At 45.3% G+C, this 17,972-nt stretch carries 20 protein-coding genes and 1 riboswitch; of the genes, 12 read left to right on the forward strand and 8 right to left on the reverse strand.

Annotated features, from left to right (window positions below; translation table 11 throughout):
* Positions 1 to 17 precede the first annotated feature (17 nt).
* The 6 genes from H9630_RS01780 (at position 18) to H9630_RS01805 (ending at position 5,619) form a co-directional block, all read left to right on the forward strand.
* Positions 18 to 530, forward strand: a complete 513-nt coding sequence (locus H9630_RS01780; protein WP_191713772.1) for a sugar-transfer associated ATP-grasp domain-containing protein — start codon at positions 18 to 20, stop codon at positions 528 to 530.
* A 66-nt stretch (positions 531 to 596) separates the two neighbouring features.
* Positions 597 to 1,883 (forward strand): nucleotide sugar dehydrogenase, encoded by a 1,287-nt coding sequence (locus H9630_RS01785; RefSeq protein ID WP_191713773.1) that lies wholly within the window; start codon positions 597 to 599, stop codon positions 1,881 to 1,883.
* A 266-nt stretch (positions 1,884 to 2,149) separates the two neighbouring features.
* Positions 2,150 to 2,893: a polyphosphate polymerase domain-containing protein gene (locus tag H9630_RS01790; RefSeq protein ID WP_191713774.1), complete on the forward strand. Its 744-nt coding sequence runs from the start codon at positions 2,150 to 2,152 to the stop codon at positions 2,891 to 2,893.
* A gap of 16 nt (positions 2,894 to 2,909) precedes the next feature.
* A complete protein-coding gene (locus H9630_RS01795) occupies positions 2,910 to 3,596 on the forward strand; it encodes a DUF4956 domain-containing protein (protein ID WP_191713775.1) in 687 nt (228 codons plus the stop codon).
* An 87-nt stretch (positions 3,597 to 3,683) separates the two neighbouring features.
* The gene (locus tag H9630_RS01800) at positions 3,684 to 4,016 is read left to right on the forward strand and encodes a hypothetical protein (RefSeq protein ID WP_191713776.1); all 333 of its coding nucleotides are present in this window, start codon (positions 3,684 to 3,686) and stop codon (positions 4,014 to 4,016) included.
* Between the two features lie 367 nt (positions 4,017 to 4,383).
* Positions 4,384 to 5,619, forward strand: coding sequence for an NAD(P)-dependent malic enzyme (locus H9630_RS01805; protein WP_191713777.1), 1,236 nt, complete (start codon positions 4,384 to 4,386; stop codon positions 5,617 to 5,619).
* Positions 5,620 to 5,792: 173 nt separating this feature from the next.
* On the opposite strand, the gene H9630_RS01810 is transcribed toward H9630_RS01805, so the two are convergent.
* The 3 genes from H9630_RS01810 to H9630_RS01820 are packed head-to-tail and all read right to left on the reverse strand — an operon-like array spanning position 5,793 to position 9,222.
* The gene (locus H9630_RS01810) at positions 5,793 to 6,899 is read right to left on the reverse strand and encodes a 5-methyltetrahydropteroyltriglutamate--homocysteine S-methyltransferase (protein WP_191713778.1); all 1,107 of its coding nucleotides are present in this window, start codon (positions 6,897 to 6,899) and stop codon (positions 5,793 to 5,795) included.
* Positions 6,900 to 6,932: 33 nt separating this feature from the next.
* Positions 6,933 to 8,105 carry a cystathionine beta-lyase gene (gene metC / locus H9630_RS01815; RefSeq protein WP_191713779.1) on the reverse strand — a complete coding sequence of 391 codons (1,173 nt, stop codon included), beginning with the start codon at positions 8,103 to 8,105 and terminating at the stop codon, positions 6,933 to 6,935.
* Complete coding sequence (locus H9630_RS01820) at positions 8,098 to 9,222, reverse strand: methionine biosynthesis PLP-dependent protein (RefSeq protein ID WP_191713780.1); 1,125 nt, start codon at positions 9,220 to 9,222, stop codon at positions 8,098 to 8,100. Before H9630_RS01820 ends, metC begins: the two co-directional genes overlap by 8 nt.
* Before the next feature lie 76 nt (positions 9,223 to 9,298).
* Positions 9,299 to 9,402: riboswitch (SAM riboswitch) on the reverse strand.
* A gap of 294 nt (positions 9,403 to 9,696) precedes the next feature.
* Here H9630_RS01820 and H9630_RS01825 point away from each other — a divergent pair.
* From H9630_RS01825 to H9630_RS01845, 5 genes are all read left to right on the forward strand, one after another.
* Complete coding sequence (locus H9630_RS01825; RefSeq protein ID WP_191713781.1) at positions 9,697 to 10,002, forward strand: antibiotic biosynthesis monooxygenase family protein; 306 nt, start codon at positions 9,697 to 9,699, stop codon at positions 10,000 to 10,002.
* Positions 9,999 to 10,352, forward strand: a complete 354-nt coding sequence (locus H9630_RS01830; protein ID WP_191713782.1) for a hypothetical protein — start codon at positions 9,999 to 10,001, stop codon at positions 10,350 to 10,352. Before H9630_RS01825 ends, H9630_RS01830 begins: the two co-directional genes overlap by 4 nt.
* Positions 10,353 to 10,368: 16 nt before the next feature.
* A complete protein-coding gene (locus H9630_RS01835; protein WP_191713783.1) occupies positions 10,369 to 11,028 on the forward strand; it encodes a cobalamin B12-binding domain-containing protein in 660 nt (219 codons plus the stop codon).
* Positions 11,003 to 11,770 carry an STAS domain-containing protein gene (locus tag H9630_RS01840; protein ID WP_191713784.1) on the forward strand — a complete coding sequence of 256 codons (768 nt, stop codon included), beginning with the start codon at positions 11,003 to 11,005 and terminating at the stop codon, positions 11,768 to 11,770. The genes H9630_RS01835 and H9630_RS01840 overlap by 26 nt, the downstream gene beginning before the upstream one ends.
* A 639-nt stretch (positions 11,771 to 12,409) precedes the next feature.
* Positions 12,410 to 13,417: an LLM class flavin-dependent oxidoreductase gene (locus H9630_RS01845; protein ID WP_191713785.1), complete on the forward strand. Its 1,008-nt coding sequence runs from the start codon at positions 12,410 to 12,412 to the stop codon at positions 13,415 to 13,417.
* 77 nt (positions 13,418 to 13,494) lie between these two features.
* Here the strand turns inward: H9630_RS01845 and H9630_RS01850 are convergent, their stop codons facing one another.
* The 5 genes from H9630_RS01850 to H9630_RS01870 form a co-directional block, all read right to left on the reverse strand.
* Positions 13,495 to 13,665 (reverse strand): hypothetical protein, encoded by a 171-nt coding sequence (locus tag H9630_RS01850; protein ID WP_191713786.1) that lies wholly within the window; start codon positions 13,663 to 13,665, stop codon positions 13,495 to 13,497.
* A gap of 178 nt (positions 13,666 to 13,843) precedes the next feature.
* A complete protein-coding gene (locus H9630_RS01855) occupies positions 13,844 to 14,728 on the reverse strand; it encodes a hypothetical protein (protein WP_290184323.1) in 885 nt (294 codons plus the stop codon).
* Positions 14,729 to 14,877: 149 nt separating this feature from the next.
* Positions 14,878 to 15,600 carry an amino acid ABC transporter ATP-binding protein gene (locus H9630_RS01860; protein ID WP_191713787.1) on the reverse strand — a complete coding sequence of 241 codons (723 nt, stop codon included), beginning with the start codon at positions 15,598 to 15,600 and terminating at the stop codon, positions 14,878 to 14,880.
* Positions 15,593 to 16,252, reverse strand: a complete 660-nt coding sequence (locus H9630_RS01865) for an amino acid ABC transporter permease (protein WP_191713788.1) — start codon at positions 16,250 to 16,252, stop codon at positions 15,593 to 15,595. Before H9630_RS01865 ends, H9630_RS01860 begins: the two co-directional genes overlap by 8 nt.
* A 28-nt stretch (positions 16,253 to 16,280) precedes the next feature.
* Positions 16,281 to 17,057 carry an ABC transporter substrate-binding protein gene (locus tag H9630_RS01870; RefSeq protein WP_191713789.1) on the reverse strand — a complete coding sequence of 259 codons (777 nt, stop codon included), beginning with the start codon at positions 17,055 to 17,057 and terminating at the stop codon, positions 16,281 to 16,283.
* A gap of 210 nt (positions 17,058 to 17,267) precedes the next feature.
* Between H9630_RS01870 and pcp the strand changes: the two genes are divergently transcribed.
* On the forward strand, positions 17,268 to 17,876 hold the full coding sequence (pcp, locus tag H9630_RS01875) for a pyroglutamyl-peptidase I (RefSeq protein ID WP_191713790.1): 609 nt from the start codon (positions 17,268 to 17,270) through the stop codon (positions 17,874 to 17,876).
* Positions 17,877 to 17,972: the final 96 nt, after the last annotated feature.

Below are 17,972 nucleotides of genomic sequence, written 5' to 3' on the forward strand. Positions count from 1 at the left end.
ACGAAAGGGTGGAATTAATGGAGCCAGAAAAACATCACAATGAATTTCATTTTGAAGAAGAGTTGCGTGAATTAGGTAGGGATCTGACGTTTCAAAATGACGATATGATCAAGCAGCATCCTTTTTTGAATAAGATTTATCCGTATGCACTGAATACCATCCACTTGGTCACGTATTGTGAAAACAATACAATTTCATTGTTGTCGGCCAGTCTGGAAATCGGCACGGTTGAAAGCGTCAGTGGATTTGCCGATGAAATTGGCGGCATTTCATGCGGAGTGGACCATCAGGGGAATTTAAAGCCATATGCTTATAATCTGAATACATTGGAGAAGATTTATAAGCATCCACAAACACGTTTTGTGTTTGCGGGCAGCCAAATCCCTCATTTTGACAGGCTAAAGTCTTTTGCCATCAATTTGCATATCGACAACAAAGCCGATGACGTAATTTCTTGGAAGCTGGCCTTAAATGCTAAAGGTCATCCAATTTTAATCACTTCTCTAAAAGAAAAAGAAAACTTGCTCTAACTGCCTAATAAACAGAACTGATTTCAGTCAGGAATAAGAAGCGAGTGAAGGGGGATAGTCGTCAGCATGTTACATAATCTGAAAATAGCTGTAGTCGGATTGGGGTATGTCGGCTTGCCTGTAGCAGCCGCCTTTAACCGGAAATATCCTGTCACTGGTTATGACATCGATGAAAAAAGAATTCAAGCACTGACCATCGGATTGGATAAAACGAATGAAATAAGCCGTGAGGAGTTTCTGGACTCCACTCTTGTTTTTACAGCCGATCCAGCGGATTTGAAAGATGCCGGGTTTATTATCATCGCTGTGCCCACTTCTTTCGACAGGCACAAGCTGCCCGATTTAACGGCTTTGCAGGAAGCCAGCAAATGTGTCGGGCAGCATATGAAAAAAGGAGCGGTTGTGGTTTATGAATCGACTGTGCCGCCGGGAGTGACAGAGGAAGTCTGCATTCCGATACTGGAGAAATACTCGGGCTACGAAAGCGGTAAAGAATTTTTTGTCGGTTATTCTCCGGCACGGGTTCTGGCTGGGAATAAAAAGTATAGTTTTACAAAAATGAAAAAAGTAGTGGCGGGACAAAACGAGGAAGTAACGGAATTTTTGGCGCAAGTTTATGGCAGTGTGGTTACAGGCGGTATTTATCAGGCACCCTCAATCCGTGTGGCTGAAACTGCCAAGTTAATTGAAAATATCCAGCTTGATGTCAATGTGGCATTGATGAACGAACTTGCTTTGATTTGCGGTCGCTTAAATATTGATACGCAAGAAGTGCTTGAAACTGCGGGCAGCAGAATTGGTTTTGTGAAAGCTGCTCCGGATTTGGTCGGAGGACAGGGAATCGAGTTGGCTTCTTTATACTTGGCGAACAAAGCAGAATCTGTCGGCCACAGTTCCGAAGTCATTTTATCCGGCCGCAATATCAACGAAGGCATGGGGCGGTACATTGCCCAAACATTGATCAAAAAAATGATTCAGGACAATATCAGCATAGCTGATGGCCGCGTGACAATACTGGGGCTTTCATCTAAAGAAGATGTGCCCGATCTCCGCAATTCCAAAGTTGCTGATATCGTAGAGGAACTCAGGGAATACGGCATTGAAATACAAGTGGCTGACCCCTACGCTTCCACTGAAGATACAGCAAGCCATTATCAACTGGAACTCCTCACCCACCGGCAGTTGAAGCCCGCCCACGCAGTTATTTTGGCAGTTCCGCATAAACCCTATAAAGAAGCTGGTTGGAAACAGTTTGAAGGATTATTGATTGGTCAGCAAGGCATTGTCTTCGATGTCAAAAGTATACTTGATCCTAAAAGGAAACCGGAAAAAGTCCAGCTATGGCGTTTATGAAGTTTTAAGAAAGAATTCTAGTTTGTCCGAATGGATATAGCAACCACCTGTAGCGTGCAGGTGGTTTTTTGCATGGAAATATACATGATGTCAATAATGCATTTTATGATTTGGGATTAGCTGAAACGGCGGGGATGAAAAGTAAAAAAATCCATTAAATACTCAGTAGATTTTAATAAACGTCTCATGATGTTCACAGAAACAAACCGTACACTTAGTTTGTGGAGTTATTATTAGAATATTAAGGAAAAAAGGAGGTGAAAGTTTTGGCTATCGAGATATTTTGCAGAAAAGAACAGAAATACCTCATCAGCAGGCTACAGTACAAGCGGCTAATTGAAGAATTGAGTGATTGCATGCGAAATGACAGAAATGGAGATGATGGAAAATACTCAGTCAACAGCCTGTACTTTGAGAACAAGGAAAAACAGATTTACTTTGAAACGAAGAATAAATTACAGTATCGCCAAAAACTTCGTTTGCGTGTGTACGGAGAAACAGATTCTGCCGGAACAGCCTTTTTTGAAGTAAAACAAAAACATAAGAATGTTGTCAACAAACGCAGATTGACGTTGCCTCTTGCAGAAGCTTATCGTTATTTGGAAAAAAACGGCGAACAAGAATTAGATCAATTCAACGTATCCAATCCACAGGTGCTGAAAGAAATCGACTACTTCCGGAAATATTATCAGTTGCAGCCAGAAATGATTGTCAGCTACGATCGCCATGCCTTGCATGGAATTGATGATCCTGATTTGCGTCTCACCTTCGATTTTAATCTCAGATGCCGCAATGAGGATCTGCGGCTGGAGAATGGGGGATATGGGGATTATTTTATCGATCCGAACCTGGTGGTGCTTGAAGTAAAGGTGGACCACAGTGTGCCCTTATGGTTGGCTCGAATTCTGCAGCGGCTTGATTGTGAGCAGCGCAGCGCTTCAAAGTTTTGCACAAGTACAGAATTGCTGGGGGATGAGAAATTTTCCTTGGAAACCGAATTCAAAATGTAAATAGGAGGAGATCAATATGGCAACTATTACAGAACTTTTTCAATTCAACCCCGAAACCGGTGAGTCCACCATTTGGATGAGCTTTGCAGCAATGGCGATTGCATTGATTCTGAGCTTGATCATCACGACAGTCTATCAGCACACGTTTAATGGAGAAAGTTATTCACAGGATTTTGTACACACAATTATTATGATGAGTGTGGTCGTTTCAGTAGTCATGAACGTAGTGAGCGGCAATGCAGGCGTTGCATTCGGATTATTTGCAGTCTTCTCCCTTATCCGTTTCCGCAGTGCTGTTACGAACGCCAAGGACATCGCATATATCTTCTTCGGCCTTTGTGTGGGAATGACATGCGGGCTGTTTCAATTCCAACTGGCTATTCTCTTGACGTTATTTGCTTCAGCGGTCTTTTATTTCCTATTTAAAACCAATTACGCAAAAGGGCGCGATACACAAATTTTGAAAGTTACAGTTCCTGAAAACTTGAATCATGAAAAGCTGCTCGATGATATTCTGAAAGACAAGACGGTCGATCATCAATTGCGCCAGGTGGAAACAACCAACTTGGGCACAATGATTCTGTATACGTTTTCCATCCGCAGCAAGCCCGATACCAAAGACCATGAACTGCTCGATCTGATTCGGGAGCGCAATGCCAACTTGAAAGTTTCCTTGTCTTATCTGCAGCCGAAGGAAATGTAGGGTCTATTCCGGGGATACTTCTCCGGACTGTTTTTATGGAGCGGGGGAAGGGTATGGAACAGTATAGAACTGAAGGAGGGCGTAGCTATGGAAATTGTGGCGAAAAGAGACTTGCTGAAGGACCGTTATGGGAATTATTATATGGTGTCTTATGCTTCCAAAAAGTCGTTGACAATTGTCAATGCCGCTATGTACCATGCGTTCAATCAAATGCTGAACGAAGAACTGGTTGCCAAGGTGAAAGCGAAGTATCCGAATGATGTGGCTTGTGGGAAATATTTTGCCGACCTTGTCCATGAGCAAGTAGAAGAGATGAACCGTCCTGGGAACCCTGGAAACATTTACGACATTGAAGATGTAAAAAAAGAATATGATCTGCATATGAAACCGCTCTATGACGATTCATTTCATTTATCGTAAAGCTTCATATTTTTGACTGCCTGCCCTGAGAAAGGGCAGGCTTTTTTTGCGCAAAAACGGGTAGGTTAAAGTTGAGGATTGAAAAGGCCCTGCAAATGATGTATTTGTCTCCTGATTGGGACAGGGTTGGAGAAAATCATCAAAAAGGCTAAGTACTTTTCTGCTATAGGGTATTGGAAATCCGAGCAGTTGCTGCTACTGGAGTGTTAGCGCTTACAGAGAGATAAGAATACTATTGAAAAAGGAAATAGGGCTTTATTGCTTTATCCGCCTAAAGTCTGAAAAATATACGAATTGTCCGAAAACTCTTTCAATTATTCAAATACTCTTTATAATAAACAATTATGAACAAAGGGAGATGAGGCATATGTCTAAACTGAAAAACGACTCGTTGCAATTGCATCGGACGCATCAAGGGAAATTGGAGATTCGGTCGAAAGTGGCAGTGGAAAACGAAAGGGACCTGAGCCTCGCTTATTCTCCAGGAGTTGCTGAACCTTGTCGGGAGATCGCGGCAGATCCAGCAAAAGTTCATGACTATACCATGAAAAGCAATATGGTCGCAGTGGTTACAGACGGCACAGCAGTTCTGGGACTTGGCAATATAGGGCCGCTTGCAGCATTGCCTGTCATGGAAGGGAAAGCTATATTGTTCAAAGAGTTTGCCGGTGTGGACGCATTTCCGATCTGTCTGGATACAACAGATGCAGAAACCATCATCCAGACAGTGAAGTTGCTTGAACCAGGTTTCGGCGGCGTCAATCTTGAAGATATTTCAGCCCCTACTTGTTTTGTAGTGGAAGAGCGCTTGAAAAAGGAAATGGGCATTCCTGTGTTTCATGATGATCAGCACGGTACCGCGATCGTCACCTTGGCTGGCTTGATCAATGCATTGAAATTGGTCGGCAAAGACGTTCCGGAAACCCGAATTGTGGTGAACGGTGCAGGAGCGGCTGGAATTGCGATCGTGAAATTGCTGAGCAAATTCGGTTTCGGGCATGTGATCATGTGCGACACAAAAGGTGCCATTTTTAAAGGGCGCAAAAACGGCATGAATCCATTTAAAGAAGAAGTGGCTGAAATGAGCAATTACGAGCGCAAAGAAGGCTTATTGGCAGATGTCATTCACGGAGCAGACGTCTTTATCGGCGTTTCAGCAGAAGGCGCATTGACTGAAGAGATGGTCAAAACCATGAACAGCGAGGCCATCATCTTTGCAATGGCCAATCCGAATCCTGAAATCCTTCCGCACTTAGCGAAGCAGGCGGGAGCGAGAGTTGTTGGAACAGGGCGTTCCGACTTCCCGAACCAGGTCAATAACGTATTAGCCTTCCCAGGGCTCTTTAGAGGGGCGTTGGATGTTTTGGCTACGGATATCAACGATGCAATGAAAATCGCTGCTGTAGAAGCAATAGCCGGCTTGTTGGAGACGCACGAGCTGCATGAAGAGTATGTCATACCGAAACCATTTGATTTGCGTGTGGCTTCAGCGGTTGCAGCCGCGGTTGCTAAAGCGGCAATCGAAACAGGCGTTGCCCGGAAAACAATTGAAACGGATGATCTGCAGCAAAAGACAGCAAGCTTATCGGCAGCCGGAGAATAATGCACTATATAATAGAAGAAACTCATTCGCTTTTATTCCAGCGAATGAGTTTTTTTGTGCAGAATTTGGATGAACGACTACAAATTCATTTGAACGTTCACAACCCGTAACGCGTTTATTAGAAGACAGAAAAAAGCCCTTTGCAGCGCGGCAAAGGGCTGCTTCATAAGATCTTATCCGAAAATCTCTTCAGATACTTCCACGATGTATTTCAATTTGTCCCATTGCTGTTGTTCTGTCAATTCGTTGCCGTGGTGTGTAGAAGCGAAACCGCATTGCGGGCTGATGCACAATTGCTCAAGCGGCACAAACTCGGCAGCCTCTGCAACACGGGCTTTGATGGATTCTTTGTCTTCCAGTTCGCCGTTTTTTGAGGTAAAGACGCCCAGAACGACTTTTGCGCCACCGGCAGGAATGTGTTCAAGCGGCTTAAAGGAGCCGGAACGGTCATCGTCGTATTCGAGGAAGAATCCGTCCACATTTTCATTTGCGAAAATTGTCGGAGCAATCAAAGCATAGCTGCCTTCAAAAGCCCACTTCGATTTGTAATTTCCGCGGCATAGATGAGTCGTCACTGTCAGATCTTCAGGTTTTCCTTCCAACGCTCCATTGGTTACGCGCAATGCCAGATCGATCAAGTAATCGCGGGAGTGGTCACCTTCACTGAAAGGGATTTCCGGTGAAGAAAGGCCGGCAATATAAACGTCGTCAATTTGCAGGTAACGGACACCTGCTTTGTAGAAGGCCTGAAACGCATCGCGGTAAACTTGAATAATGGCTTGTGCGTATTCTTCAATGTCCGGATAAATTGCAGCATTGCGAATTCCCGCATTAAAGAATTGGTTGGGGCTCGGAATCGTTAATTTTGGAACAGCTCTGCCGTCAACAATGTCTTTCAATTCAAGGAAATCCTGGATGAACGGGTGATCAGGATCAAATGAAATCTCCCCGATATTCCGGACATCATAGCGCTCTGTTTCTTCACCGGCAAACTGGTAACCTGATTCCGGCACATAGCCTTCAAAGCCATTGATATGTTCCATGAAATCCAGATGCCACCAAGTACGTCTAAACTCGCCGTCTGTAACGGCTTTTAATCCGACCTCGATTTGTTTCTCGACAATATGTTGGATTTCTTTCGTTTCGATTTCTCGAAGCTCTTGTGCCGAAATCGTCCCGGCTTTGAAATCTTCTCTTGCTTTATGTAAGGAAGCCGGACGCAGCAGGCTTCCTACGTGATCGGCCTTGAATGGGGCAGTAATCGTTTGAGTCGTTGTCATGTCTGTATTCCTTCTTTCTCTAATAGTATTTTTTCAGTTAGCAATGCTTAACCCGTTGCGGCGTGCTACTTGAGCCAATGCTTGGCTAAGATCCTGTACCAAATCATCCGGATGTTCCAAGCCGACGGAATAGCGCAGCAAGCCGTCAGTGATTCCGCGTTTTTCACGTTCCTCTGCAGGCATAGAGCCGTGTGACATCGTTGCAGGGTACGATAAAATCGACTCGACAGCGCCAAGGCTGACGGCAAACACTGGAATACGCAGATGCTCCACAAAGACGCGTGCTGACTTTTTATCAGCTAGGCGGAAAGAGAGCACAGCTCCCGCGCTTTTTGCCTGGCGTTCGTGAATCGGATTGCCCGGATGGAATGAAAACCCTGGATAGTATACTTCTTCGATCAATGGATGGTTGTGCAGGTATTCGGCAATTGTCCGTGCTGATTCCGATGACTGGCCAAGGCGTGCTCCTAAAGTTTTGATTCCTTGGATCAACAGGTAAGAATCCTGTGCCCCCAAGACCGAACCGAAGGTATTTTGAATAAAACCTAGGCGATTGCCGAGTTCTTCATCTTTTGTAACCGCAAGGCCCGCAACCACATCGCTGTGCCCGGAAAGGAATTTTGTTGCGCTGTGAAGAACGATGTCTGCGCCAAGTTCCAACGGATTTTGATAGAGCGGCGTCATGAAGGTATTGTCGACGAATGTCAGACAGCCATTGGCTTTCGCCAGTTTTGCTGCGATTTCGATATCCGTAATATTCATAGTCGGATTGGATGGTGTTTCCAAGTAGACGACTTTTGTATTCGGCTGAATGGCATTAGCCATTTCATTCAAATCGGTCATGTTGACGAATGTGTATTCGATATTGAATTTATCCAGCACTTCTGTGATGAAGCGGTAAGTTCCGCCGTAGACATCTTCTGATACCAGGACATGGTCGCCAGAAGACAAGAGCATAAATGCGGAAGAGATAGCAGCCATCCCGGAAGAAAAGGCAAAGCCGCGCTTGCCGCCTTCCAATTTTGCGATGGTTTCCTCTAATGCCAGACGTGTCGGATTCCCGGAACGGCTGTAATCAAATGGGCCAAATGAATCCAGGCTTTTCTGATGGAATGTGGAAGATAAATAAATCGGTACGTTGACAGCTCCGGTTAATGGGTCAACTCCGGTAGAATGAATAAACTTGGTTTCGATGCGATCAGTCATATTCAACAACCTCCTTCTTCAATTTCGAAAATGCCTGTGTCAAATCGGCAATTAAATCTTCAGCGAGTTCGACGCCAACTGAGAAGCGCAATAGCCGGTTGCAAACGCCGCGCCGGGTACGTTCTTCAAATGGAATATCTGCATGGGTTTGGGTAGCCGGATAAGTGATGAAGCTTTCGACGCCGCCTAAACTCTCGGCAAATGTAATGAGTTTAATGTTTTCAAGAAAAGGGCCAACCCCTTCTTCGTCCTGCAGGCGGAAGGATAACATGCCGCCTTTTCCCGGGTAGAGCACATCAGAAACAACTGATTGCTGCAACAGGAATTCCGCAATGGTTTTGGCATTGGCTTCATGTTGGCGCATGCGTAATGGCAAAGTCTTCAATCCGCGTATCAACAACCAGGAATCGAAAGGCGACAGTACGGCGCCGACCGAGTTATGGAATGTTGAAAGCCTTTCACAAATGCTTTCGCCTTTTGCGACAACCAAACCAGCGAGTACATCGTTGTGGCCGCCGATGTACTTTGTGGCGCTGTGGATGACTATATCCGCTCCGAGTGCAATCGGCTGCTGGAGATAGGGGGTCAAGAACGTGTTGTCGACAATCAGCAGCAGGTCATGCTTTTTCGCTAAAGCTGCATAGGCAACAAGATCAATTTCCTGCATGAGTGGATTGGTCGGCGTTTCAATGAACAATGCCCGTGTATTCGATGTTATTTTTTCTTCTGTATCTTCAACGTTCTTAAATTCGGCATAGGTGGGATGAATGTTATAGGCGGAAGCAAAGTGGTCAAGCAGGCGGTATGTTCCACCATATATATCTTCCGGAACCAACAATTCGTCGCCAGGACGGAAGAGGGACAAGACCAATTGGATAGCCGCCATTCCCGAGCTGCAGGCAAATCCGGCATCGGCGCCTTCGAGTTCCGCAAAGCCTTCTTCAAGGACAGCGCGTGTCGGGTTTTTGGTTCGTGTGTAATCATAGCCCGTCGATTTGCCAAGTCCTTCATGTTCATAAGCCGTCGATAAATATATGGGCGGATTCACAGCTCCTGTAGTTGAATCGCTGCGATTGCCTAATTGAACCAATAAAGTTTCCAAGCTGTTTTTTGTCATTCCACTCATCCTCCCAACAATAAAACAGGGGCTTTTCTTCAATGAAAGAAGAAAGCCCCTGTCTAGAAACGCATTCTTCTCATCTTTTAGGCGCAGCCTATTGGAATTAGCACCGTGTCTTCGTCAGACTGGTTGCTGAGACTTCACAGGGCCAAATCCCTCCGTCTCTCTAGATAAGAAATATCTTATTAAGTTTATGTTGTATCTATTACGATGTTTCTAATCTTAAATCATTTAGCCATGGAAAGCAAGGGCGAATTTTAAATAGTTAAAATAGAAAGAAAACAGTAAGCGGAAATTGTAGATAGAGCCTTGTACATCCATGTCAGATCGGATGTCGCATCAGTAAGTAGAATAATTTGCTATCAGTTAAAGAATCAGGGCTCATCACTACAGAACCGCGGTATTCTTTTAATTCGTATATCGAAGTGTTATAATTTATGGAGGAAATTTTGTGTATAAAGGAGAAAGCAAATGTATATTGTCACTTCGACGGTAGTTGTTCCGCCTGAAAAAACCGAGGAAGTTATCGGGATTTACCAAAAGCGTTCACGCCGCGTCGATCGGGCGGAAGGCTTTCATTTATTTAGATTGATCCAAAACACCAAAAAGAAAAATGAATTGACGGTCCATATGGAATGGCATACGAAAGCATCTTATATGGCGTGGGTGAGAAGCCAGGAATTCAAGGAGATTCATGATCTTGAGAAAAATTACCCGGACCAGGAATTAGCGGGAATTATCCCCGTTGTTCGGCAGTACGAAGTGGTGGCAGAATGAAGAACGACGTAAAAAATAAAATTGCTTCTGAAACGGCAAAAAGCATATATGCTGCATACCCGACACTTTGGGAGCGTTTTGGAGAGCGCGGTTTTGAGCATACAGAAAAAGATAACCATCACCACCTGGATCATTTGGAGACTGCGTTTTCCCTCAAGGATGAACAGGTATTTATTGATTACGCCATTTGGCTGGAAACTGTTTTGACAAGCCGGAATGTTGAAAGAGCCTTGATCATCGATAATTTTGACCGCTTACTGCAGATCCTTCCGGGGAATACAGAACAAGAGGAAGAAGTCTTTATGTCAGGTTGTTTGCAAAGTGCCATTGCGGTGTTGAAACCTTCATAGAGTAAAGGAGGCTGACATGAATAATCAATCTAAAGAGTTGGCCGAGTTATTTTTGGCCGGCAATGAAAAGCAGGCTTTGCATACAGTTCAAGCCTATTTGCAAAACCATACAAAAAATGAGCTTTACCAGCATATATTGACGCCTGCCATGTATTGGATAGGGGAATTATGGGAAAAGAATATCATTACAGTGGCTGATGAGCATTTAGCAACGGCCATTTGCGATTATGTGGTGTCAGTGACAGAAATGCGTAAAGGGGAACAAACTCCTGAGCAAAAGAAAGTGATGGTCCTCGGACCTGAAGGGGAAGACCATTATATCGGCTTGAAAATGGTGGCTTCGTTATTCAAAGAAAACGGTTGGGAAGTTCGATACCTCGGACCGAATTTGCCGCTCGGTGCCGCCATCGAAACAGCTAACCGCTGGAAACCGGATGCCATCGCATTGTCAGCGGCTTTGGTATACCGTCTGCCTGTATTGAAGAAATACACAGAAGCTTTCAGAGCGCTTGATTTCAAACCATCAGTCATCCTTGGAGGACGGGCGGTGGCCATGGCGAATTGGCCAGCTTCAGAATCTGAAGGCGTCTTGATTGTAAAAGAGTTGGATCAGCTGAAAAATTGGATCCAAACCGGAAAGGAACCTGACAATGAATTCGATATCTCATTTGGATGAATGGCCGCTGCCTGCTTTTAAATTGAATAATAAACTGGCAATCGTGGAGTCATCTGAAGAGGCAGAGAAATTAGTCGGCAGCTGTTCCGATTTTCTAGATTTTGTCGATGAAGGAAGCCGGCAAAAAGCATTAAGTTTTTTGCTGAGTAGTGAATCGGCGAGACCACTTGAGTTGAATTTCATTTCAAAAACCGGCGAACTGTTCCTTGGAGATGTCTACAGCAAATGGATCAGTGATTTTAGTTTGAACATCGTCCTTGTGCCGAAAGATAACCGGCTCATGGAGATCACCAACCAGTTGTTGAGCCTTCGCCGGCGCCTGCAGGAAACCGACTATGACCTGCTTCTTGAAAAGGAACGGACGGAGGAGCTGCTTCAACAGGTTCGGGAGTTGTCTGCCCCTTGTATCGACCTCGGCAAAAAGCACGTGCTGATTCCGCTATTCGGCGATTTGGATCCCCACAAGATTGAAGTGATCCGTTTTCATATCCTGAATCAAGTTTATGAAAATGGCGCCGAAACCGTCATCATGGATTTGACTGCTATGGAGAAGTTGGAACAGGATGGCGCCGATTATTTGAAGTCGTTAATGCAGACCTTTAAAGTGATGGGCATTGAGGGCATCATCACCGGAATCAACCCACAGCATGCCCAACAGCTCCATCATCTCCAAACGGGGCTGGACCTGCATTTTGTTTCTTCTTTGCAGATGGTCTTGGCTTCACGGAATTTACTTATATAGAATATGTTGTGAAAAGCGAAGCGGATAGCTTCGCTTTTTTGTTTTTTAAAATTAACGCTTCCGCTTTTCTAGTGTCCAGCTTCAGCGCCCAGCTCTTTGGGTCATAAGCCAGCCCAACTGCGTGGCAAAGAGCGCCACACTGCCGGTCTGTCTTATGCCCGGCAGAGCTACACGGGCGCTTTAGCTTTTCTTCGTGTCCAGACTCCAACGGCCAACTCCTCGGGTCATAAGCCACTCTGGCTGTGCGGCCGTTTCCGCTTTTCTTCTTGTTCAGCTTCAGCAGCCAGCCCCTCGAGTCGCTTCAGCCTTACCAGCAATGGCAAGAACGCCATTACCAGTAAGGCTTCCAGCGCTTGTCAGGGCTTAGCGGCTGCTTCCGCTTTTCTAGTGTCCAGCTTCAGCGCCCAGGTCCTAGGGTCATAAGCCCATCTGACTATGCGGCAAAAACACGCCGCTTCGCCAGCTTGTCTTATGCCCGTCGGAGGCCCGCAGGAAGCGGGTCAGCTAACCGTTGCGACAGGAAGTCGCGCACTTAGCTTAGCTTCATCTTTTGATCGCTTGCGCTTTTCTCTCCTGAGCAGGAAAAAGGAAGTTTTTGTGAAACATCGATACAATAGAATGGATAGGAGTGGAGATAGAATGGGAATTAAGAAATTCGAAAATATACCGTTGGCTGTGCTTGATTTGGCACCGATCAACGAAGGTGCTGAAACTGCACAAGCGTTCAAGAACAGTGTGGAATTGGCGCAGCATGTGGAGAAGTTGGGATTCAATCGTTATTGGCTGGCGGAGCACCATAATATGCCAGGCATCGGAAGTTCTGCGACGTCGGTTCTTATTGGCCACATCGCTGGGGCAACGGAATCCATTCGAGTGGGCTCAGGCGGCATCATGCTGCCAAACCATGCGCCACTTGTTATTGCAGAACAGTTTGGTACATTGGAAACTCTTTATCCAGGGCGCATTGACTTGGGTCTGGGCCGTGCACCGGGGAGTGACCAGGCGACTGCCTATGCGCTGCGACGTACTTTGCAGAGCAGCGGGGATGATTTTCCTCAACAGGTTGCGGAGTTGGAAAATTACTTCTCGGAAAATCCGGTTGGCCGTGTTCGGGCTTATCCGGGCACCAATTTGAAAATACCGCTTTGGCTATTGGGATCGAGCGGATTCAGTGCACAACTTGCAGCACTTAAAGGCTTGCCGTTTTCTTTCGCCAGCCATTTTGCGCCGGACTATATGATGCAGGCTTTGCAGTTGTATCATCAAAATTTCAAGCCTTCTCCTGCTTTGGCATCGCCTTATGCAATGCTGGGCGTCAATGTTATTGCTGCAGAGACACAGGAGCGCGCTGAATGGCTCGCAACTTCTTCCCAGCAGCAAATGTTCTCACTGATGAGAGGGGAACCGACGACGTTCCAGGCACCGATTGATGATTTGGAAGAAGTTTGGACAGATCGGGAAATTGCTATTTTCCGTGAGAAATTGGATTCTGAATCGATGATTGTCGGTACACCGGATGTCGTCAAACAAAAACTGAAAAATTTCATCCAAAAAACAAGAGCTAACGAAGTGATCGTCAACTCACCGATTTTCCATCAGGAAGATCGCCTGCGTTCTTACGATTACTTGGCAGAAATGATGAACTAAAGAAAATCCCGTTCCTATGAACGGGATTTTTTGCATGAAAAAGCATCTCTCCAGATTGGAGAGATGCTGAGCCGGCGTCAGTGAAGTTCTTTCGCCTTGTCTTCTTCACGCTGCCGTTCTTTTGGAAACTCCTCTTCATCATAGGCTGCATAATCAGGTGCACCTTCGCCAATCATATTCAGAACCGCATTGAAATCCTCATCTAACCGAAGTTCAACTTCTCGTGGATCAAGTACTTTGCGTTCCATTATGATCAACCTCCTTCTTTACTATTCAGCAGCCTTATCGTCATGAAGGTGGATTCCTATCTCACTTCTATTATACAGACTATTCCGTTTAATTGGAAGGGAACTGTTTGCAAGCCTTAGCAAAAAGGGTCCGGAAAATAAAAACCGTTAAAGCAAGGGCTTTAACGGTTTTTGGCTATTATTGTTGATTGATTTCTGCATTTAAGATCAATGATTCAAAGAACAGGGAAGGTGCAGTTTCATTCCACTCAAGAGAAGTCAAATCGGCTGTGCGTTTAGGCAGATTGCCATATGCGAGTTCTGTTCGCGGATCATCCGTCAATTCGAGTTTGACGTAAGGGCCTTCCGGCGTCAGCCAATTCAACTGGGACAGGCGGTTCTCCAGAGAAAACTCGATCCATTCGTCTTCTGCTTCATCCGTTTCGAATAACGGTTCCTGAGCAGCCATCAGCCATGTTTGGCTTGAATGCTGAGGCGGCAACCAGAGATTTTTTGACAGTTTGCCTTCTTCAACTGTAAACTCTGCAATTTCGTGGCGCAGTTCCTGTACCCAGTCGCCGTTGCCTAATTGCAGTCTGCGGGAAACATAGACATTGCCGATTAGAATTTCGCTGCTTCCGTTTGTGAAGACGCCATAAGGATTGGACGTTGGATCTGGACCATATATTGTTTCGTCAAGCCGTGTAGTGGATTTGGGATTCCAAGATTTAAAATCGGCATCCTCCAAATTATTGACATTCATCGATACTGTATAAGGGACCCACCCGGTATTTTTGATTTCTTCGAAAATGATGGAAGAGCCATTATTAAGCGACCGGTCGACCAATGTATACGTGCCGACGTTCAGGCCGAGCAAGGTCATCTGGTAGACCTGTGTAAGGTCAGTGCCGCTTTCAGTTACTTCGGGTTCGCTCAGCGTAATAAAAGTCGGTTTTTCAATAGTGACCGATACATTGTTTTCAGAATGAATTTCGACTTCATTTTTTAAGAACATGACGGCTGTAAAGACGATCAGCGACATGAAAAATACTACACCCATTAAAATAATGATCTTTCTAAACACAATCTTCACCTCGGTTTTCTGCAAGTTTGCCAGTTTTGATTATAACATGTGGCAACAGCAAGAAAACCGGTGATATTTGAGCATCGCATGAACAAACAAGGATACTCAGATGTATGGGAATCAAAAAAAGACGCCCCAGGGGACGCCTCTTACAATACCTTATCGAGGAAATCTTTGGCACGTTCCGTTTTTGGATGGCTGAAGAACTCATTAGGCTGGCCTTCTTCAACCAGTACGCCATGATCCAAAAACAGGACACGGTCTGCCACTTCACGTGCAAAACCCATTTCATGTGTCACGACGACCATCGTCATGCCGGATTTCGCTAAATCTTTCATAACATCCAAAACTTCTTTGACCATTTCCGGATCAAGTGCTGAAGTCGGTTCATCAAACAGCATCAGTTCAGGTTCCATTGCCAAAGCCCGCGCAATCGCAACACGCTGTTTCTGCCCCCCTGATAAGCTGTTCGGATAGGCTGTCTCTTTTTCCGATAGTCCAACACGTTCCAATAGAAGACGGGCTTTCATTTCAGCTTCTGCTTTTTTAATGCCTTTGGCTTTCATCGGTGCGTACGTCAGGTTTTCAAGAACCGTCAAATGAGGGAATAAATGAAAGTGCTGAAACACCATGCCGATTTGCTGGCGGATTTTATGGATGTTCTTTTTAGAAGATGTCAGGTTCTTGCCATTGATGTCGATGGACCCGGAAGTGGGAACTTCAAGCAGGTTCAGACAGCGCAGGAACGTCGACTTTCCTGAACCGGAAGGGCCGATGATCGATACGACTTCACCTTTGCTTATAGTAGTGGAAATATCGCTTAGCACTTCATTGGTGCCAAATTTCTTATACAGATTCTGGACGTTAATCACTTTGTTTCAGCCTCCGTTCGAAAACTCTGCCGATCATCGTCAAGCCCATGACCATACACCAGTAAATGAGGCCGACGAATAACAGCGGTTCAAAGTTGCGAAACAAATCAGATCCAACAACTTGTGCGCGTCTCATGAGATCGAGATAACCGATGGTCGAGACGATAGCGGATTCTTTTGTTAAAGTAATGAATTCGTTCATCAGAGCCGGCAGAATATTTTTGAGTGCCTGCGGCAAAATGATGTCTTTCATCATGGCCCGGTAGGGAACGCCTAACGCTTGTGCTGCTTCCATCTGACCTTTGTCGACCGCCTGGATTCCAGCACGAATGATTTCGGAAATGTAAGCAGATGAATTTAGTCCGAACGCCAGTATGGCGGACAGGAATGCGGAAATATCATAGCCCGTCAACTGGGGAGTGGAATAATAGATGATCATCAATTGCAGAATCAGCGGTGTCCCGCGAAATATAGATGTATAAGCATCAGCAAACCATCTTAAGGGGATGATGCTGCCAATTTTGAACAATGCCAATATGGTTCCGAGGATTGACCCCAGAATGATGGCGAAAAATACGAATTTTAAGGTAGCCCATATCCCTTCCAGCATAAACGGGATATAAGGAACTATTTGTGAGAAATCCAGGTTCATCTATTACAACTCATTTCTAAAGGAAAGTTTACTCTTCGTCAGTCAGCCATTCTTTCTTCAGTTCATCCAACTCGCCGCTTTCTTCCATTTCAGCAAGAACACTATTCACTTCTTCAACCAGGTCACTGCCTTTCGGAAAAGCAACAGCCATACCCGGTGAAGCTGTTGTCGGGTCGTCGAAAGCCCCTAAATCCTGTGCTTCGATATAGCCGAGTGCAACTTGTTTGTCCATGTATGCAGCGTCAATTCGGCCAGATAGAATTTCTTGGATCAATGCGCCAGAATCATCAAGTGCTTTTAATTCGAAATTGATGTCTTCGTCTGCGATGATGCTTTTCGCACCTTCTTCTTGGATCGTTCCAAGCTGGACGCCTACATTTTTGCCTTCCAAAGATTCAAGTGTGGTCAATTCTGAACCTTTGAGCGTGACGAACATTTCGCCCGAATGATTATATTCTGTAGAGAAATCAACATTTTCTCTGCGTGATTCTGTTGCGGACATGCCGGCAATCACCATGTCGACGCGGTCGTTCTGCAAAGCACCGATAAGGCCATCGAATTTCATGTCCGTAATTTTAAGTTCATAGCCAAGTTCATCAGCGATGTGGTTAGCCAGGTCAATATCAAATCCGACAATCTCACCTTCCGGATTGCGTGATTCAAAAGGTGCAAATTCAGCGGATGTGCCCATTTCCAATACTTTTTTTTCTTCTGATGCGCCTTCGCTCGAACTATCACTGCCACATGCTCCTAGCAATAATGCGGACGTTGCAAATAAAGCAATCAATGGTTTTTTCTTAATCATGTATGTTTCCCCCTAAGTAATGTATGTTTATTCATTAAAATGAATTTTAACACACCTTTCTGTTTTTGAGAAGTTTTTTTATGAGAGTGGAAAAAGTTTATTTTTTCAGAAATTTAAAAGGGCGAAAGACTGGCTCACTAGAATTCTTCAGTGGGCACTCGTGGGAAAAGGGAAATGGGTTGCGTATAATAACAGGGAGGAGGCGATAAAATGAGGAAATTGCTTTTGACCGGGTTCGAACCATTTCTGGATTTTACGGTCAATCCAACGATGAAAATAGTAGAAGAGCTGGACGGTGAGTTAATTGGGGGCTATGAAATTATCGGGAAGATCATGCCGGTGGACTTCAGTGCGTCTGGAGAAATGCTGCTTGATTTCATTGCGGAGGAAAATCCGGATGCGGTAATTTCTCTTGGTCTTGCAGCGGGGCGCTATAAGATTACGCCGGAACGGATTGCGATCAACGTCAAAGACGGGGCTGCTGATAACGAAGGCAATAAACCTGTCGATGAACCGATTCGCGAAGAAGGGGAGCCGGCATATCTATCCGCTTTGCCTATCCGGAAAATGGTCGACAGCCTGCTTGCTAATGGTTTGCCTGCAACGATCTCCAATACGGCGGGTGCATATCTATGCAATAATGTCATGTATGAAGGATTGCATTATGCGAAAACTACTAAACCAGAGATGAAAACAGGATTTATCCATATACCGGCTTCGCATGAATTGGCAATTCAGCATGGCCGCATTCCGAGCTGGTCACATGAGGATTTATTGAGAGGCGTTCGGATTTGTATCGAAGCGTTGGAAGAAGCATAAAAAGGGGCTGTCCCAAAAGACCCGGCTGATGTCCAGTGCGGCGGACGCGTTCCGAGGGCACGGCTTCTGCCGCTTCCCTCGCTGCGCTCAGTCCAG

This window comes from Planococcus wigleyi (assembly GCF_014836985.1).
Classification (GTDB): Bacteria; Bacillota; Bacilli; order Bacillales_A; family Planococcaceae; genus Planococcus; species Planococcus notacanthi.

What these genes read in the sequence shown, in the direction of transcription:
- H9630_RS01780 (WP_191713772.1), top strand. Translation starts at nt 18, where the DNA reads ATGGAGCCAGAAAAACATCACAATGAATTTCATTTTGAAGAAGAGTTG.
- H9630_RS01845 (WP_191713785.1), top strand. Translation starts at nt 12,410, where the DNA reads ATGGGAATTAAGAAATTCGAAAATATACCGTTGGCTGTGCTTGATTTG.
- H9630_RS01825 (WP_191713781.1), top strand. Translation starts at nt 9,697, where the DNA reads ATGTATATTGTCACTTCGACGGTAGTTGTTCCGCCTGAAAAAACCGAG.
- H9630_RS01805 (WP_191713777.1), top strand. Translation starts at nt 4,384, where the DNA reads ATGTCTAAACTGAAAAACGACTCGTTGCAATTGCATCGGACGCATCAA.
- H9630_RS01865 (WP_191713788.1), bottom strand. Translation starts at nt 16,252, where the DNA reads ATGAACCTGGATTTCTCACAAATAGTTCCTTATATCCCGTTTATGCTG.
- H9630_RS01840 (WP_191713784.1), top strand. Translation starts at nt 11,003, where the DNA reads ATGAATTCGATATCTCATTTGGATGAATGGCCGCTGCCTGCTTTTAAA.
- H9630_RS01820 (WP_191713780.1), bottom strand. Translation starts at nt 9,222, where the DNA reads ATGACAAAAAACAGCTTGGAAACTTTATTGGTTCAATTAGGCAATCGC.
- H9630_RS01850 (WP_191713786.1), bottom strand. Translation starts at nt 13,665, where the DNA reads ATGGAACGCAAAGTACTTGATCCACGAGAAGTTGAACTTCGGTTAGAT.
- H9630_RS01785 (WP_191713773.1), top strand. Translation starts at nt 597, where the DNA reads ATGTTACATAATCTGAAAATAGCTGTAGTCGGATTGGGGTATGTCGGC.
- H9630_RS01835 (WP_191713783.1), top strand. Translation starts at nt 10,369, where the DNA reads ATGAATAATCAATCTAAAGAGTTGGCCGAGTTATTTTTGGCCGGCAAT.
- H9630_RS01795 (WP_191713775.1), top strand. Translation starts at nt 2,910, where the DNA reads ATGGCAACTATTACAGAACTTTTTCAATTCAACCCCGAAACCGGTGAG.
- pcp (WP_191713790.1), top strand. Translation starts at nt 17,268, where the DNA reads ATGAGGAAATTGCTTTTGACCGGGTTCGAACCATTTCTGGATTTTACG.
- H9630_RS01870 (WP_191713789.1), bottom strand. Translation starts at nt 17,057, where the DNA reads ATGATTAAGAAAAAACCATTGATTGCTTTATTTGCAACGTCCGCATTA.
- metC (WP_191713779.1), bottom strand. Translation starts at nt 8,105, where the DNA reads ATGACTGATCGCATCGAAACCAAGTTTATTCATTCTACCGGAGTTGAC.
- H9630_RS01810 (WP_191713778.1), bottom strand. Translation starts at nt 6,899, where the DNA reads ATGACAACGACTCAAACGATTACTGCCCCATTCAAGGCCGATCACGTA.
- H9630_RS01800 (WP_191713776.1), top strand. Translation starts at nt 3,684, where the DNA reads ATGGAAATTGTGGCGAAAAGAGACTTGCTGAAGGACCGTTATGGGAAT.
- H9630_RS01830 (WP_191713782.1), top strand. Translation starts at nt 9,999, where the DNA reads ATGAAGAACGACGTAAAAAATAAAATTGCTTCTGAAACGGCAAAAAGC.